15 protein-coding genes and 4 pseudogenes are annotated in these 15180 nt (G+C 64.4%); 14 read left to right on the forward strand and 5 right to left on the reverse strand.

Features of this window, described 5'->3' with window-relative positions:
• Positions 1–36: 36 nt before the first annotated feature.
• The gene (locus RHBS_RS03385; RefSeq protein ID WP_237668975.1) at positions 37–813 is read right to left on the reverse strand and encodes a DUF1206 domain-containing protein; all 777 of its coding nucleotides are present in this window, start codon (positions 811–813) and stop codon (positions 37–39) included.
• Positions 814–1014: 201 nt separating this feature from the next.
• Between RHBS_RS03385 and RHBS_RS28700 the strand changes: the two genes are divergently transcribed.
• From RHBS_RS28700 to RHBS_RS03415, 7 genes and pseudogenes are all read left to right on the forward strand, one after another.
• Positions 1015–1170 carry a hypothetical protein gene (locus RHBS_RS28700; protein WP_187298352.1) on the forward strand — a complete coding sequence of 52 codons (156 nt, stop codon included), beginning with the start codon at positions 1015–1017 and terminating at the stop codon, positions 1168–1170.
• An 88-nt stretch (positions 1171–1258) separates the two neighbouring features.
• Positions 1259–2914: an FAD-dependent oxidoreductase gene (locus RHBS_RS03390; RefSeq protein WP_128644817.1), complete on the forward strand. Its 1656-nt coding sequence runs from the start codon at positions 1259–1261 to the stop codon at positions 2912–2914.
• Positions 2915–2964: 50 nt separating this feature from the next.
• Positions 2965–4421 (forward strand): annotated as a pseudogene (locus RHBS_RS31385) (ATP-binding protein).
• Positions 4418–4760, forward strand: a pseudogene (locus RHBS_RS03400) (UBP-type zinc finger domain-containing protein). Before RHBS_RS31385 ends, RHBS_RS03400 begins: the two co-directional pseudogenes overlap by 4 nt.
• Complete coding sequence (locus RHBS_RS03405; RefSeq protein ID WP_187298350.1) at positions 4757–5176, forward strand: DUF1801 domain-containing protein; 420 nt, start codon at positions 4757–4759, stop codon at positions 5174–5176. Before RHBS_RS03400 ends, RHBS_RS03405 begins: the two are co-directional and overlap by 4 nt.
• Positions 5173–5850: a GPP34 family phosphoprotein gene (locus RHBS_RS03410; protein WP_128644818.1), complete on the forward strand. Its 678-nt coding sequence runs from the start codon at positions 5173–5175 to the stop codon at positions 5848–5850. The genes RHBS_RS03405 and RHBS_RS03410 overlap by 4 nt, the downstream gene beginning before the upstream one ends.
• A gap of 10 nt (positions 5851–5860) precedes the next feature.
• Positions 5861–6466: a DJ-1/PfpI family protein gene (locus RHBS_RS03415; RefSeq protein WP_128644819.1), complete on the forward strand. Its 606-nt coding sequence runs from the start codon at positions 5861–5863 to the stop codon at positions 6464–6466.
• Here the strand turns inward: RHBS_RS03415 and RHBS_RS03420 are convergent.
• Positions 6446–6793 carry a DoxX family protein gene (locus tag RHBS_RS03420; RefSeq protein WP_128644820.1) on the reverse strand — a complete coding sequence of 116 codons (348 nt, stop codon included), beginning with the start codon at positions 6791–6793 and terminating at the stop codon, positions 6446–6448. The two genes, RHBS_RS03415 and RHBS_RS03420, sit on opposite strands and share 21 nt — an antisense overlap.
• Positions 6794–6873: 80 nt before the next feature.
• On the opposite strand from RHBS_RS03420, the gene RHBS_RS03425 reads away from it, so the two are divergent.
• Positions 6874–7203 (forward strand): helix-turn-helix domain-containing protein, encoded by a 330-nt coding sequence (locus tag RHBS_RS03425; protein WP_121872263.1) that lies wholly within the window; start codon positions 6874–6876, stop codon positions 7201–7203.
• Between the two features lie 43 nt (positions 7204–7246).
• Here RHBS_RS03425 and RHBS_RS03430 read toward each other — a convergent pair.
• Positions 7247–9114 (reverse strand): annotated as a pseudogene (locus RHBS_RS03430) (BCCT family transporter).
• Between the two features lie 288 nt (positions 9115–9402).
• Between RHBS_RS03430 and RHBS_RS03435 the strand changes: the two are divergent.
• Genes RHBS_RS03435 through RHBS_RS03445 form a run of 3 tightly spaced genes read left to right on the forward strand, consistent with a single transcriptional unit; the run spans position 9403 to position 11089 of the window.
• Positions 9403–10332, forward strand: a complete 930-nt coding sequence (locus tag RHBS_RS03435; protein WP_237668976.1) for a serine/threonine-protein kinase — start codon at positions 9403–9405, stop codon at positions 10330–10332.
• A 32-nt stretch (positions 10333–10364) separates the two neighbouring features.
• Positions 10365–10739, forward strand: coding sequence for a TetR/AcrR family transcriptional regulator (locus tag RHBS_RS03440; protein WP_121872264.1), 375 nt, complete (start codon positions 10365–10367; stop codon positions 10737–10739).
• Positions 10736–11089 carry a hypothetical protein gene (locus tag RHBS_RS03445; protein ID WP_121872265.1) on the forward strand — a complete coding sequence of 118 codons (354 nt, stop codon included), beginning with the start codon at positions 10736–10738 and terminating at the stop codon, positions 11087–11089. The genes RHBS_RS03440 and RHBS_RS03445 overlap by 4 nt, the downstream gene beginning before the upstream one ends.
• A 165-nt stretch (positions 11090–11254) precedes the next feature.
• On the opposite strand, the pseudogene RHBS_RS03450 reads toward RHBS_RS03445, so the two are convergent.
• Positions 11255–11947, reverse strand: a pseudogene (locus RHBS_RS03450) (amino acid permease); the annotation flags it as partial.
• 267 nt (positions 11948–12214) lie between these two features.
• Between RHBS_RS03450 and groL the strand changes: the two are divergent.
• On the forward strand, positions 12215–13840 hold the full coding sequence (gene groL / locus RHBS_RS03455; RefSeq protein ID WP_008713461.1) for a chaperonin GroEL: 1626 nt from the start codon (positions 12215–12217) through the stop codon (positions 13838–13840).
• Positions 13841–13917: 77 nt separating this feature from the next.
• On the opposite strand, the gene RHBS_RS03460 is transcribed toward groL, so the two are convergent.
• Complete coding sequence (locus RHBS_RS03460) at positions 13918–14271, reverse strand: VOC family protein (RefSeq protein ID WP_121872266.1); 354 nt, start codon at positions 14269–14271, stop codon at positions 13918–13920.
• A 131-nt stretch (positions 14272–14402) separates the two neighbouring features.
• On the opposite strand from RHBS_RS03460, the gene RHBS_RS03465 reads away from it, so the two are divergent.
• Together RHBS_RS03465 and RHBS_RS30135 are read left to right on the forward strand one after the other, a co-directional pair.
• Positions 14403–15050 carry a DUF3298 domain-containing protein gene (locus RHBS_RS03465; RefSeq protein ID WP_237668977.1) on the forward strand — a complete coding sequence of 216 codons (648 nt, stop codon included), beginning with the start codon at positions 14403–14405 and terminating at the stop codon, positions 15048–15050.
• Positions 15047–15172, forward strand: coding sequence for an RsiV family protein (locus RHBS_RS30135; protein ID WP_237668978.1), 126 nt, complete (start codon positions 15047–15049; stop codon positions 15170–15172). The genes RHBS_RS03465 and RHBS_RS30135 overlap by 4 nt, the downstream gene beginning before the upstream one ends.
• Positions 15173–15180 lie beyond the last annotated feature (8 nt).

The raw sequence follows: 15180 nt of genomic DNA on the forward strand, positions 1-15180 counted from the left end.
CCAAAACGCAACGGCCCGCAGGGGTCGAACTTTCGCTCACATGCGAGCGAAGCGAGCCAAGACGAAGGCATACAGCCCGTAGAGCGCGATGCCCACTCCGGCGAGGATGAGCAGAACCTGTCCGTAGGGCTGCGAGCCGAGGGTCTTGAGCGCGCCGTCGATGCCGGTGGCCTTCGACGGATCGGATTGCAGAACTGCCACCACGACGAGGACTCCGGCTCCGACGAGGGCGGTGCCCTTGGCGGCGTATCCGGCGATGCCGAGTTTGACGACGGCCCCGCTCTGGTGCCCTTCGAGATCGTCGAGGAAGTTCTTCGAGACACCCTTGTAGACGTGGTATCCGCCGACTCCGATGACGACCAGCGCGACGGCGATGAGCACAAGCTTGCCGCCGCCCGATTCCATCAGTCGCGCGGACCAGCCGGCGTTCTGCTGTCCGCTGGACTTGCCCGAGCCGGTAGCGAAGCCGTAGGTCGAGAAGGCGAACGCAATGTAGACGACGGCCAGTGCTGCCGCTTTGAGACGGTCCATCGCACTACCGGCGTCGGCGTCGGACTTCTTGCCGACGATCGCTTCGACGATGCGCCACAGCGCCAGCGCCACGAAAGCGACCACTGCTACCCAGAGCGCGATCTTTCCGCCGGGCTTCTCGGCCAATTCGGCGAGTGCACCGGACTGGTCGGCGTTGCCTGCCTGGCCGAACGCCAACCGAACCGCGATGTATCCGATGAGGATGTGCAGCACTCCGCTGACGAAGTGGCCGGCACGCGCCGCCTTCTCGAATGCGCTGTTGTCCTGTACCGAATCGGCCACCGACTTACCCGACGTGTTCACTATCGTTCCCCGATCAGTAGATTTGGGCAGTTGTTTACCCCGACCGGGGGCGGAGGAAACTGTCTCGAGCTGCGAAACGCCGCACGAGATCCCACCGCGGCGTTAACACCGGGCGGACACTGATCGATGTAGCAAGCGGAGTGTCGGGACCAACGAAGAAATTGTTCGGAGTGATCCACCGTGAAATTACAGTCGATAATGCGTCGTACCAGCAGTGATCTGCCCCTGTTGAAGACCGCCAGGATGAGTGGCAGCCCGCGTACCTGGCCGGCCGAGAAGCTCGAGCGGCTGCTCACCCCGCAGGAAATCGATCTGATTCGACGCGGCCGAATCTGACCCTGCTGGTGCCAGGTCTGCTTGCCTCCCATTCGGGGCGACGCGGTGGCATGCTCATGAGGTTGACGAGCACCAGTCCTGGAGGGTCATGAAACCGGTCATTCTCAGCGTCGACGACGATCCCGGAGTATCGAGATCGGTTGCCCGCGATCTGCGTCGTCGCTACGGGGAGCAGTACCGCATCGTGCGCGCGGAGTCCGGTGCCGGGGCGCTCGACGCCCTGAAGGAACTCGCGCTGCGCGGCAACCCGGTCGCCGTTCTGCTGGCCGACTACCGCATGCCGCAGATGAGCGGCATGGAATTTCTCGAGCAGGCCATGGACATCTTTCCGACGGCCCGTCGCATTCTTCTGACCGCGTACGCGGACACCGACGCTGCGATCGACGCGATCAACGTCATCGATCTCGACTACTACCTGCTCAAGCCGTGGGATCCGCCCGAGGAGAAGCTCTACCCCGTGCTCGACGCCCAGCTCGAGGCCTGGTGTGCGTACGACCACCGAGCAGTCGAGGACACCAAGATCATCGGCCATCGTTGGTCTGCGCGCTCGTCGGAGATCCGCGAGTTCCTCGCTCGTAATCAGCTGCCGTATCGCTGGTACATGTCCGACGAGTCCGAGGGCGCGCGGCTGCTGGCCGCCGCAGGCGTGGACGGTGGCCGCTTGCCGGTGGTCATCACCACCGAGGGCGATGCGTTGATCGAACCGTCGGATGCCGAGCTGGGCAATCGGCTCGGTTTGACCGTGTCGCCGTCGGAGGAGTTCTACGACCTGGTCGTCATCGGCGGCGGACCGGCGGGGCTCGGAGCTGCGCTCTACGGTGCGTCGGAGGGCCTGCGGACCACCCTGATCGAGAGGACCGCAACCGGCGGCCAGGCCGGTCAGAGTTCGCGAATCGAGAACTACCTGGGCTTTCCCGACGGTGTCTCGGGTGCGCAGCTCGCCGACCGGGCACGTCGGCAGGCGTTGAAGTTCGGGGCCGAGGTGGTCACCACCCAGGACGTCGTGGGCCTGGAAACCAACGGTGCCGCGCGAACCGTGCGGTTCGCGGACGGCCGCAGCATCAGTGCGCAGACGATCATCCTGTCCACCGGTGTCGCCTATCGCCGGCTGGATGCACCCGGGGTCGACGACTTCACCGGCCGAGGCGTGTTCTACGGATCGGCGATGACCGAGGCGGCGCGGTGCGCCGAGCAGGACGTGTACATCGTGGGCGGCGCGAATTCGGCGGGTCAGGCGGCGGTGTATCTCTCGCGCGGGGCCAAGTCGGTGACCATTCTGATCAGGGCCTCTTCCCTCGAGGCATCGATGTCGTACTACCTCATCAAACAGATCGAAGAGAATCCAAAGATCAGCGTCCGGCCGTGCACCGAGGTCGTGGGAGTGTCGGGCGATGGCCACCTCGAGTCGATCATGCTGCGCAACAGAGCAACCGACGAGACGACGACGGTCGACGCGCAGTATCTGTTCCTGTTCATAGGTGCGGCGCCGCGCACCGAGTGGCTCGACGGGGTGCTCGTGCGGGACGACCATGGATTCGTGGTCACCGGGCCGGATCTCGTCGTCGATGGGCGTGGGCCTGCCGGGTGGACGCCCGCCCGCCTCCCGCATCACCTCGAGACGAGCGTGCCCGGCGTGTTCGCAGCCGGTGACGTGCGATCCGACTCGGCCAAACGCGTCGCGTCGGCAGTGGGAGAGGGAGCAATGGCCGTGATGTTGGTGCACAGATATCTGGCGAACCCGTGAGCGCGCAGGAGCGGAGCCTGCGGAGTGACCAGAATACGCAGGAGCGGAGCCTGCGGAGTGACCAGAGTGGGCTCGTGTGTGATCCGGAGGAGTTGCGGACGCTGTTTCTGTTCGAGCATCTCACCGACTCGCAGCTGGCGGAGCTGTGTCGGGACGGACGTATCGAAACGATCGAACCGGGTCCGGTGTATGCGGAGGGTGATCCGGCGACGTGCTTCTACGTGCTGATGGACGGAGCGTGGTGCTCTCGAAGCTCTCGGGCGGGGAGGACCTGGTGGTCAACCGGACCTCGCAGCGCGGGGTGTACGCGGGTGCGTGGCAGGCGTACCTGGGTGATCGGGTGCCGCAGACGTACCAGGGTTCGATGCGGGTGACCGAGCGCTCCCGGTTCTTCGTGCTCGACGCCGAGTGCTTCGCGTCCATCGTGCGGGAGTGGTTCCCGATGGCGCTGCACCTGCTCGAGGGTCTGTTCTTCGGCAATCAGAACACCAAGCAGATAGTGGAGCAGCGAGAACGGCTGTTGGCGTTGGGTTCTCTGTCGGCCGGGTTGACGCACGAGCTGAACAATCCGGCGGCGGCTGCGGTGCGGGCGACGTCGGCGCTGCGGAATCGGGTGGCGCACATGCGGCAGAAGTTGGCGATGATCGCCGGCGGCACTCTCGATCGCGGCAGCATGGCGCATCTGGTCGGATTGCAGAACGAGGCTGTGGAGCTGGTGGCCAAGGCTCCGAAGCTGACCGCGATGGAAGCGTCGGACCGTGAGGACGAACTCGGAGAGTGGTTCGAGGACAAGGGCATCGGTGACGGTTGGGATCTGGCTCCGACGTTCGTCTCGGCCGGTCTCGATGTGCCGTGGCTCGACAAGGTATCCGCCACAGTCGACGATCCGACGATGCTCGAGGGTGCGATCCGGTGGCTCAACTACACCGTCGAAACCGAGTTGTTGATGAACGAGATAGCGGATTCGACCACTCGCGTCTCCACGCTCGTCGGTGCCGCGAAACAGTATTCGCAGATGGATCGTGCGCCGTATCGAACGGTGGATGTGCGCGAGCTGCTCGACAGCACCCTGATCATGTTGGGCCGCAAGATCGGTGACGACATCTGTGTGGTGAAGGATTACGACCCCGCGGTGCCGCCCATCCCGGCCTACGCCGCCGAACTCAACCAGGTGTGGACGAACCTGATCGACAATGCTGTGCAGGCGATGGCGGCGACCCCCGAGGAGAAGGGGGTGTTGACGGTGCGGACATCATTGGACGAGGATCAGGTTCAGATCGAGATCTGCGATACCGGACCCGGTGTGCCGCAGGAGATTCGGTCGCGCATCTTCGAGCCGTTCTTCACCACCAAGCCGGTCGGCGAAGGCACCGGTCTCGGCCTGGATATCTCGTGGCGCATCGTGGTGAACAAGCACCAGGGTGATCTGCGAGTGATGTCCGAACCCGGAGACACGCGATTCATCGTGCGACTGCCCGTCGACCCGGCGACAGAGGAGGAATCATGACCATCGAAGGCATCGACCCCACGGTCCCGCCGTCGGGCCCGGGATGTGTGGAATGCACACGTACGCAGCTGGTGGGTGCACCTGCGTCGGTGCGCGCAGTGCGGTCACATCGGGTGTTGTGACTCCTCGCCGTCGCAGCACGCCAGCAAACACGCCGAGTCCACCCGGCACCAGTTCGTGCGCAGCTACGAGCCCGGCGAGGAATGGTTCTACAACTATGCCGACGAGCAGATGTACGACGGTCCGGAATTGGCTCCACCGCAACATCATCCACTCGATCAGACGGTTCCCGGTCCGCGCGAGCGGGTGCCGTCGAACTGGCAGGCCCTGATCAATTGAACGAGAACCTGACGCGACCCACCGACGTACCGGCCGAGGATTTCCTGGCCGCCGTGCAGCATCCGGTTCGGCGTGCGGACGGGCTTGTGCTCGCCGAGATGATGGGTCGCGTGACCGGGCAGCCGGCAGTGATGTGGGGGCCGACGATGGTGGGCTTCGGTGCCTACCGGTACACGACGGGCAGTGGCCGTCGGGGCGAGTATTTCGTCGTCGGGTTCTCCCCGCGCAAGGCGAATCTGTCGGTGTACGGGGCTACTTACGCCCCGGAATCGGACTCTTTGCTCGAACAGCTGGGTAAGCACAAGCGAGGAGCAGGTTGCCTGTACGTGAACAAACTTGCCGATGTGGACATAGCGATTCTCGAGCAACTGGTGGCTCACAACTACCCGTACATCCTGGGTAGCCTCGCGTCATGACCTTGATCGCGGAGGACCTCCTGTTGTTGTTGCTCGACGACGACTCGGGCAAGCCGCTGGCCGACAGCACGAAGTTGCCGCGCGTGCTGGCCGGTGCGCTCGTGGTCGAACTCGCATTGAGCGGGTCGTTGCGCATCACCGGCCCAGGTGAGCAGATCAAGAAGGATCATGTGGTCGTCGCAGGAGAACTGCCTGCGGAACCTGTGCTGCGTCGAGTCTTCGATCTCGTCGCGTCGGCGTCGCGGCCGATGAAGCCACAGAAGGTGATCGAGAAGTCGCAGAAGAATCTGTCGAAGGAGCTGGTTGCGCGGCTGGTGGCTCAGGGCTTCGTCACGGAGAAGAAGGACAAGGTGTGGGGGCTGTTCCCGACGACGACCTGGCCTGCGCGTGAGACCTCGCACGAGAAGGTGTTGCGAGATTCCTTACGCAGCGCGCTCGTCGACGGTACGACGCCGTCGCCCCACACGGCTGCGTTGATCTCGTTGATTTCGGCGGTGGACCTGACGCACAAGGTGATCGTGGACGCGGACAAGAAGCAGCTCAAGCACCGCGCGAAGCAGATCGCCGAGGGAGAGTGGGCAGGCGCGGCGGTGCGCAAGGCCGTCTCGGATGTGAACGCTGCGGTGATGGCCGCGGTAATGGTGCCCGTCATCGTGTCGACCACGAGTAGCTGAAGGCCAGGATATGAGTAGAAGCGTTGCAATTCTGATGTTCGACGATGTCGAGGTGCTCGACGCGTGCGGTCCGTTCGAGGTGTTCTCGGTCGCCAACCGGGTGGCCGAACGTACCGGCAGCGCAGTGCCTTTCGAGGTGACGCTCGTCGGGATCGAAGACAGGGCGGTTGTTGCTCGGGGCGGAATGAGGATCGGCGTCGATACCACGATCGACGATCCGCGGGGATACGACGTCGTCGTGGTGCCGGGCGGTGTCGTCGATGCGGTCTCGGCCGACGGTCGGGTTCTGCAGTGGTTGAAGGGCCTTCGCTCCGACGCCGAGTTGGTGGCGTCGGTGTGCACGGGTGCTTTCGTGCTGGCGGCGGCGGGACTGCTCGACGAGCGGCCGGTCACCACGCACTGGGAAGATCTGGAGCTACTGGGCGATCGATGGCCTGCGCTCGTCGTGCACGAGGGCGTTCGATACATCGACCACGGAGACCTGGCCACGTCGGCCGGTATCAGTGCCGGTCTCGATCTGGCGTTGCATCTGGTGGCGCGGTGGGCGGGAGCGGATCACGCTCTCGCCACCGCGAGCCAGATGGACTACGACTGGTCAGGCGCTGAGCACCCGTAGGACCAGCACGACGACGGCGAACACGGCCAGTCCGGCGGCGGGTGCGAAGTCCTTGTCCTTGGCGCGCAGGTGTGCGGCAACGGCTCCGGCGAAGTAGAGGATTACGCCAACGGCGGCAGCGACGCCGATGGGCCAGACGGCCAATCCCACCAGCAGGCCGACGGCTCCGAGTAGTTCCGCGTAGGCGAGCCAGGGAATCTTGTCGGCGGGAACGCCGACCTGCTCGAGCATCGGGATGACGGAGGGGTTCTTCGTCAGCTTCCCGATGGCGGAGAACGTGAGTGCCACGGCGAGCATTACCGAGACGATGACGGTTGCGATGAACATGAGTCCTGCTTTCATTTCTGAGGGCACTAGTAATTCAGAAGCAGCAAGTCGGACTGTAGCACCCTCGGTAGGGTGGAGCCATGGCAACGAATGGAGAGATCGATGATCCGCGTGCCTGCGACGGAGCGCTGACGAAAGCCTTCGGCTTCCTCGGCAAGAGGTGGAACGGAATTCTTCTTGCGACGCTGATGAACGGGCCGATGGGATTCTCGGACCTTCGCCGTGCCGTCGGTGGTATCAGTGATTCGGTGTTGTCCGAGCGACTCGGCGAACTCGCCAAAGCAGGTCTGGTGGCGCGCACCGTCGACGACGGGCCACCCATCTCCGTGGGGTACAGCCTGACGTCCTCCGGCGAGGCGCTGCTGCCGTCGTTGGAGGCTCTCACCGACTGGGCTTCGAAAAACCTCTGACCCCCGCGAGAGGCTCGCGAGGGTCAGAGTCGGTCGATAACGATCAGCTGGGGTTGCTGTCCTTCTGTCCCTCGGCCGAGTCGGCGAACTCCTGGGTGTCGAAGACTTCGCCGCCGAGTGGGTCGACCGGAGCGTTGTCGCTGGAGTACTCGACGGCCCCCGTCTCGGGATGGACCTCGAGTTGCTCGTTGGACACCTCGTGCACGGCCAGCACGACCGTGCCGCCGCCGCGAGGTGTGGACAGCCCCTCGCGTGAGGGGGCCAGTCCGGAGAACGTCGAGGAGATTCCGGACGATCGCTTGCGCTTCGCCTCGGATTCCCCGCCCTTGCCGGCCGGCACCGTCCCGGTCTCGGTCTCAGGGGTAGCGGTGACACGGACGTACCGCGGCGTGGTGGCGACGTCGTAGCGGAACGCCTTGAGCATAGACACACATGCGAGCACCAAGACCACCGAGAACGGAACCGCCGTGGCTATCGACATCGTCTGCAACGCAGTCAGGGAACTCGTTCCACCGACCAGGAGCAGTACGGCTGCGGCCGTCCCTTCGAGGACTGCCCAGTAGACCCGAGTGATCTTCGGTGTTTCCAGTTCTCCACCGGTGGAGAGGATGTCGACCACCAGTGACCCGGAGTCCGAGGACGTGACGAAGAAGAACACGATGACTGCGATGGCGATGACGCTGGTGATCGTGGCCAGCGGCAGGCCGTCGAGCATCTGGAAGAGGCTGGTGTTGTTGTTCACCGCGCCCTCGGCGTCCAGCAGGTCCCCGTCGTTGCGCTGGCGCAGGATGCCGGTGTCACCGAAGATGGTGAACCACAACGAGCCGACGATGGTCGGTGCCAGCAGCACGCCGAAGACGAACTCGCGGATGGTGCGGCCGCGGGAGATGCGAGCGATGAACATGCCCACGAAGGGTGCCCAGCTCATCCACCAGCCCAGTAGAAGATCGTCCAACCGGCAGCCCAGCCGTCGTCCGCGAACGGTGACGTGCGCAGCGCCAACTCGGGCAGGGCCTGCACGTAGCCGCCGAGGTTCTGTACCCAGGACTGCATCAGGAACAGAGTCGGTCCCAGAATCAGGACGAACAAAGCCAGCGCCCCGGCCATGGCCATGTTGATGTTCGAGAGCCACTTGAGACCCTTGGACACTCCGGTCACCACCGAGAACGTGGCGATGCCGGTGATGATCGCGATCAGGAGCACCACGAACCAGTTGCTGGTCTCCACCCAGCCCAGGTACTCGAGGCCCGCGGAGATCTGCTGGACGCCGAATCCGAGCGAGGTCGCGACACCGAACAGGGTGCCGACGATCGCGACGGCGTCGATGGTGTGCCCGATGCCGCCCTCGATGCGCTTGCGGCCGAGCAGAGGTTCGAGCAGCCAGCGGACGGTCAGTGGGCGACCCTTGCGGTAGGTCATGTAGGCCATGCCGAGGCCGACGACGACGTAGATGGCCCACGCGTGCAGACCCCAGTGGAACAGCGTCAGTTCCATCGCTTGACGTGCAGCCGCGTCGGTGGACCCGGGAATTCCGCCTGCCTCCGGCGGAGTCACGTAGTGCGAGAGCGGCTCGGCGACGCCGTAGAACACCAGGCCGATGCCCATGCCGGCGCTGAACAGCATGGCGAACCAGGACAGAACGCCGAACTCGGGCTTCTCGTCGTCACGACCGAGGCGGATGTTGCCGACGCGGCTGAGGCCGCAGTACAGCGCGAACAGTACGAAGCCGGTGGCAGCGAGGATGTACCACCAGCCGACGCCGTCGGCGATGATGCCGTTGAGCGTGTCGAAGGCATCGGCAGCGGTCGACGCGTAGATGACCGAAAAGGCGATCATCCCGATGATCACCACCGAGGCCGGAACGAAGACCGGCTTGAGCAGGCCTCCCCAAGCTTCTTTTATTGCATTCACTTACTTGACTTCCTTACAACTCGAGTCACCGTAATCGGCTGACCGCAATCGGTTTGCCGTTCTTCTTCTCTTGTTTCGGTCAAGTACCGGCTATCACCATAAACGACATCGGCGCTGGTGGCGAAACTCGCGAGGGCCGCCGAACTGGTGAACAGGCGCGCATGCGCCTTCTTTCGAGTCGCCCCGAACAGTCGAACGGACTACAGTTCTGCCGATGCTGCGGACGTGTCCGGTCGTGTCGCCCGTCGACTTCTGCGTCGCGAGTGATCCTGTGCGACAGGCAATTTCGTGACAGGTCGATTGCAGCCGGGTTCGGAGTTCGCGGGCTTTCGGGTCCAGCGTCGCCTCGGAGTGGGCGGTATGAGCGAGGTGTATCTGGTTCTCGGGCGCGGCCACGACCGGCTCGAGGCTCTCGAGATCCTGGACCGGGACGCGTCGCGATCGCCGAGGTTGCGCAACAAGTTTCGGATGGAAGCGGCCGTCGCCGCACAACTGGTGCACCCGAACATCGTGTCGGTGCACGAGCACGGGGAGTTCGAGCACCAGCTGTGGATGTCGATGCACTACGTGGACGACTACACCGCCGCGCGGCTGGTCGCCCGCGGACAGATCGCACTCGACGTGTCCCGGGTGGCGCGCATCGTCGCCGAGGTGGCCAAGGGACTCGACCACGCCCACTCGCAGGGCGTCGTGCATCGGGACGTCAAGCCGGCGAACATTCTCATCTCCACCGAGCGAATCGACGGCTACGAGCAGGTGTTGTTGTCCGACTGGGGAATTGCTCGCCTACTGGGGGATTCGACTCCGCTCGCTGCGGGTGGGACGGTGCTGGCATCCATCCCGTACGCGGCACCGGAACTGCTTCGCGGGGGAGTGCTGAGTGCGCAGACCGACGTCTACGGTCTGGGGGCGACTCTCGTCGAACTGGCCACCGGCCGGCCGCCGTATCCGCTGGCCACGCCGTTGGCCATCACCGCCGCACATCTCACGGCCGAGCCGCCGTCGGTGACGCGTCGTCGACGCGCGTTGCCGCGGGGGGCTCGACGCGGTGGTCGCGAGGGCGTTGGCGAAGGATCCATCGGATCGCTTCCGAACCTGCGCCGAGCTCAGCGACGCGGTGGCGGTAGCAGTGAAAGCCGGAGTTCCGGAACCGCCGCCGCGACGATCGCCGTTCACGCGATCGCGTTGGCTGAAATCTTCTTGACCGATCGTTCTTGACTGATCGGTCATCAATCTGCGATGCTCGATGCATGGGACGAACGAGAAGCTTCGACGAGGTCGTCGTCGTCGCGTCGGCCGCCGAACAGTTTCGATCGGGCGGCTACGAAGGAACCTCCCTGGATGATCTGCTGCGCGCCACAGGACTGCATCGCGGCAGTCTCTACCAGGCGTTCGGCAGCAAGCGAGGATTGTTTCTCGCTGCGTTGACCAGGACCGAGTGGGATGTGGATCTACTGCTGGTGGCATTGCTCGAACTTGCACCGTTCGACGACCACGTCCGCGAAATCTGCTCCGCCACACTGCTCGACAGTGGCGTCGAGAACATTGCCCACGTGCTCGGTGAACGTCTGCTGGTGCGGGCACTCATCGATCCGAACCTTGCTATCGAAGGAGAACACGCATGAACTCCGTGACCATCGTCGACGCCACCCTGATCGTCGAACCGAGGGGACTGGACAAGCTGTGGTCGTTCACCCGCCGTCTCGAAATCCCTCTCGTGCACGTGCGCGGTGCCACCCACGACCCGGGAGCGAGTAAGGAGCCCAAGGGAATTCGCGCGCCCGGTCTCGGGCTGCCCGGAAAGACCGCGGGCACCTTTCATCGTGACGGCGTGAGGACGTTCTACAACGTCACCGGCAGCGCCGACACGATCGTCATCGAGCTCGAACAGCAGGAATACCAGCGCCTCGTCCTGACGGTGGCGGATCCGCGAGCGGTGGTGCAGTCGGTCAACAACGCGGCGGCCGCTGCGTGACGGGCCTCCGGTGCAGGAGACCCGTCACGCGAGAGGGCTACATCCTCCGGGTCGGTCGGACGGTTGGCGACCACCGGGTACTGGCCGGTGTCGCCGAGGCGTTCCTCGGCGACGGCGAGCACCTTGGTGCGCACCAGGAACCAGCCACCGATCAGAGCGGGGATGATGCGGCATCAGCACGGCCAGCAACACCAGCGAGCCGACGTAGAACAGTGCGATACGCGCGATGACCGAGTTGATCGCGCGCGGCATGATCTTCCCCGGGTTCTCGGTCTCACCCGCGGCCGTACCCACCAGTTTCACTGCGGTATAAGCGAACACGACGCCCGAGATCACGATCACCAGTGGCCATGCCCCGGACGGGAAGAGTCCGCCGTTGTCGGTGATCAGGCTGATGCCCGGCACCTGTGTGCCCACCGGAATGCGGCCGGCGAGGAACACGATGCCCACGATCAGGAAGGTCACCAGCGCGACGACCTTGATCATCGCCGCCCAGAACTCCATCTCACCGAACCAGCGGACCGAGACGAGGTTGATGGACATGACGATGACGAGGGCGATCAATGCGATGACCCACTGCGGGATCACCTCGAAGCTGCCCCAGTAGTGCATGTACGTCGCGATGGCCGTGACGTCGACGATGGCCGTCATCGCCCAGTTGAGGAAGTACATCCAGCCCGCGACGAAGGCTGCCTTCTCGCCGAAGAACTCGCGCTCGTAGGAGACGAAGCTGCCCGGGGACGGGCGGTGCAGGACCAGCTCGCCGAGGGCGCGCAGGATGAAGAACACGAAGATGCCGCACAGGGCGTAGGCGAGGAAGATGCCGAATGTCAACAATGGCTCCGGATGTGAAGAGTGCGTGAAGAACCCTCGCGAAGGTGATCATCTGCTCGCGACTTTCGCCGCGCGGTGGCGTCGGGCATGGGGGTGTCGGTGGTTTGCCCGCGGCGGACGACCTTGCACTCGCCATGGTCGAGTGCTAGAAATGCAGTTGGCACTCTCGACACGTGAGTGCCAGGTCGGGACACGGTGAGGCCGGGGAATCAACGACACCCCTGGTCGTCCGTCGCGGGCACCGAGCTCGGCCAGCAATGTGTCACCCCCAATCCGGAGGATCACTTCGCAATGGCCAAGATCATCGCGTTCGACGAAGAGGCACGCCGTGGCCTCGAGCGAGGCCTCAATGCCCTCGCCGACGCAGTAAAGGTGACGTTGGGCCCCAAGGGTCGCAACGTCGTACTCGAGAAGAAGTGGGGAGCTCCCACGATCACCAACGATGGTGTTTCCATCGCCAAGGAGATCGAGCTCGAAGATCCCTACGAGAAGATCGGTGCCGAGCTCGTCAAGGAGGTCGCCAAGAAGACCGACGACGTCGCAGGCGACGGCACCACCACCGCTACCGTTCTCGCTCAGGCACTCGTCCGTGAAGGCCTGCGCAACGTCGCAGCCGGCGCGAACCCGCTCGGCCTCAAGCGCGGCATCGAGAAGGCTGTTGCAGCCGTCACCGAGTCGCTGCTCGCGTCCGCCAAGGAGATCGACACCAAGGAGCAGATCGCTGCTACCGCCGGTATCTCCGCAGGCGACCCGTCCATCGGCGAGCTCATCGCCGAGGCAATGGACAAGGTCGGCAAGGAAGGCGTCATCACGGTCGAGGAGTCCAACACCTTCGGCCTGCAGCTCGAGCTCACCGAGGGCATGCGCTTCGACAAGGGCTACATCTCGGCGTACTTCGCCACCGATGCAGAGCGCCAGGAAGCCGTCCTCGAAGACGCGTACATCCTGCTCGTCAGCTCCAAGATCAGCACCGTCAAGGACCTGCTGCCGCTGCTGGAGAAGGTCATCCAGTCCGGCAAGCCGCTCGTCATCATCGCCGAGGACGTCGAGGGCGAAGCTCTCTCCACCCTCGTGGTGAACAAGATCCGTGGCACCTTCAAGTCCGTCGCCGTCAAGGCTCCCGGATTCGGTGACCGTCGCAAGGCGCAGCTCGCCGACATCGCCATCCTCACCGGTGGCGAGGTCATCAGCGAAGAGGTCGGCCTCTCCCTGGAGACCGCCGGACTCGAGCTGCTCGGTCAGGCACGCAAGGTCGTCATCACCAAGGACGAGACCACCATCGTCGAGGGCTCGGGAGATTCCGACGCCATCGCCGGTCGCGTCAACCAGATCCGCGCCGAGATCGAGAACTCCGATTCCGACTACGACCGCGAGAAGCTGCAGGAGCGCCTGGCCAAGCTGGCCGGTGGCGTTGCAGTCATCAAGGCCGGAGCGGCAACCGAGGTCGAGCTCAAGGAGCGCAAGCACCGCATCGAAGATGCCGTGCGTAACGCCAAGGCAGCCGTCGAAGAAGGCATCGTCGCCGGTGGCGGCGTGGCACTGCTCCAGGCAGCGCCCGCACTCGACAACCTCAAGCTCGACGGTGACGAGGCAACCGGCGTGAACATCGTTCGCGTCGCGCTGTCCGCTCCGCTCAAGCAGATCGCATTCAACGCAGGCCTCGAGCCCGGCGTCGTTGCGGACAAGGTCTCCAACCTGCCCGCCGGTCACGGCCTCAACGCCGCGACCAACGAGTACGAGGACCTGCTCGCTGCAGGCATCAACGACCCGGTCAAGGTCACCCGCTCGGCACTGCAGAACGCAGCGTCCATCGCGGCTCTGTTCCTCACCACCGAGGCCGTCGTCGCCGACAAGCCCGAGAAGGCCGGAGCGCCCGCTGGCGATCCGACCGGTGGCATGGGCGGCATGGACTTCTGAGTCCCTTGTTGCACTGAAAAAGCCCGACTCCCTTTCGAGGGGGTCGGGCTTTTTCGTGCTTCGGGGATTCGCAGTATTCAGTCCCGGTGATACGCGATGTTGACCACGTTGCCGTCGGGAGCCCGCACGAAGAAGCGGCGCACACCCCACGGCTCGGTGGTCAACGGGTAGACGATCTCGTAGCCCAACTTTTGCGCTTCGGCGTACGCACCGTCGACATCGTCGGTGAGCACCGACATCACAGAATCCTCCGGTGCGCTCTCGTCGCGGGTGACCAGCTGAACGCTGACCGGCCGGTCGGGTGACGTCAGCCGCGCAACCCAGCCCATGTCGAACTCCTCCGAACGCAGCCCGAGAAACTCGGAGTAGAACGACTTGGCCGCGTCCACGTTCGGTACGCGCAGATTGGTGATGATGCTTCTCGTTCTCATCGAATTCTCCTCCGATTCGTGGACGGCCGGAAGCCTGGACGTTCGACGGTAACAGCGCAGTTGCCGGCTGTTCGGTGGTTGAGTGAGCGGTCGCGTTGTGGTTAGTGTGGGTAATGGCTCGAATTCGCTCGATGACGGTCGCACTTGCCGTAGCAGCGGCCCTAGCGGGCTGCTCCACCTCGGGGACCGCCACGCCCGCGTCGGCACCGACGACCACCGAAGTCACGGTCACCACCGAGAGCGCCGAGCCGACCACCACAACGCCTACCACCACCTCGAGTGCCGCCGAGCCGTACGTCGTAGGCAGCACTCGGATCACCGGATCCACGGAGCATGCCACCTTCAACGTCGCAATTCCGCAGCTCAGTGGTGGAAATCCCGCGGTGACGGCAGAGTTCAACGAGTCGATGCGTGCTGCGCTCCAAGATCAGATCGACCGCGACTACGGATACGACTTCGCCCTCAGTGACGGCTACTCGACAGGTGCGACCTACGTCGGGCGGCGAGTGATCAGCGCGGAACAGATCACGGATTGGATCGCCGTGCCGCCCGGAGCGCACGGCAATTCGCTGATTGCGACTGTGACGATCGATGCCGACACCGCGCAGCCGATCTCTCTCGGCGATGCCTTCACCGACCTGGATTCGGGCCTGTCGCGGCTGTCCGAACGAGCAGCGGAGATTCTGCCGACCACACGCGCGGGCGAGAGCTTCGAGCGCTCGGGCATCGAGCGACGGTGGCCAACTTCGCGAACTGGACGGCATCTCCGGAGGGGATGAACATTCACTTCGGGGACTACCAGGTGGGGGCCTACGGCATCGGCCTCGTCACGATCACCGTGCCGTGGACGGAACTGTCCGATGTTCTCGCTCCCGGCATGGAGGATGTGCTGAGCAGCTGAGCCGGCGC

The sequence above is a fragment of the Rhodococcus sp. BS-15 genome, from assembly GCF_000813105.1.
GTDB lineage: Bacteria > Actinomycetota > Actinomycetes > Mycobacteriales > Mycobacteriaceae > Rhodococcoides.

Coding starts and splice junctions, on each gene's coding strand:
- RHBS_RS03390 (WP_128644817.1), top strand. CDS start 1,259: ATGAAACCGGTCATTCTCAGCGTCGACGACGATCCCGGAGTATCGAGA.
- RHBS_RS03410 (WP_128644818.1), top strand. CDS start 5,173: ATGACCTTGATCGCGGAGGACCTCCTGTTGTTGTTGCTCGACGACGAC.
- RHBS_RS03415 (WP_128644819.1), top strand. CDS start 5,861: ATGAGTAGAAGCGTTGCAATTCTGATGTTCGACGATGTCGAGGTGCTC.
- RHBS_RS03420 (WP_128644820.1), bottom strand. CDS start 6,793: ATGTTCATCGCAACCGTCATCGTCTCGGTAATGCTCGCCGTGGCACTC.
- RHBS_RS03425 (WP_121872263.1), top strand. CDS start 6,874: ATGGCAACGAATGGAGAGATCGATGATCCGCGTGCCTGCGACGGAGCG.
- RHBS_RS03440 (WP_121872264.1), top strand. CDS start 10,365: ATGGGACGAACGAGAAGCTTCGACGAGGTCGTCGTCGTCGCGTCGGCC.
- RHBS_RS03445 (WP_121872265.1), top strand. CDS start 10,736: ATGAACTCCGTGACCATCGTCGACGCCACCCTGATCGTCGAACCGAGG.
- groL (WP_008713461.1), top strand. CDS start 12,215: ATGGCCAAGATCATCGCGTTCGACGAAGAGGCACGCCGTGGCCTCGAG.
- RHBS_RS03460 (WP_121872266.1), bottom strand. CDS start 14,271: ATGAGAACGAGAAGCATCATCACCAATCTGCGCGTACCGAACGTGGAC.
- RHBS_RS03465 (WP_237668977.1), top strand. CDS start 14,403: ATGACGGTCGCACTTGCCGTAGCAGCGGCCCTAGCGGGCTGCTCCACC.
- RHBS_RS30135 (WP_237668978.1), top strand. CDS start 15,047: ATGAACATTCACTTCGGGGACTACCAGGTGGGGGCCTACGGCATCGGC.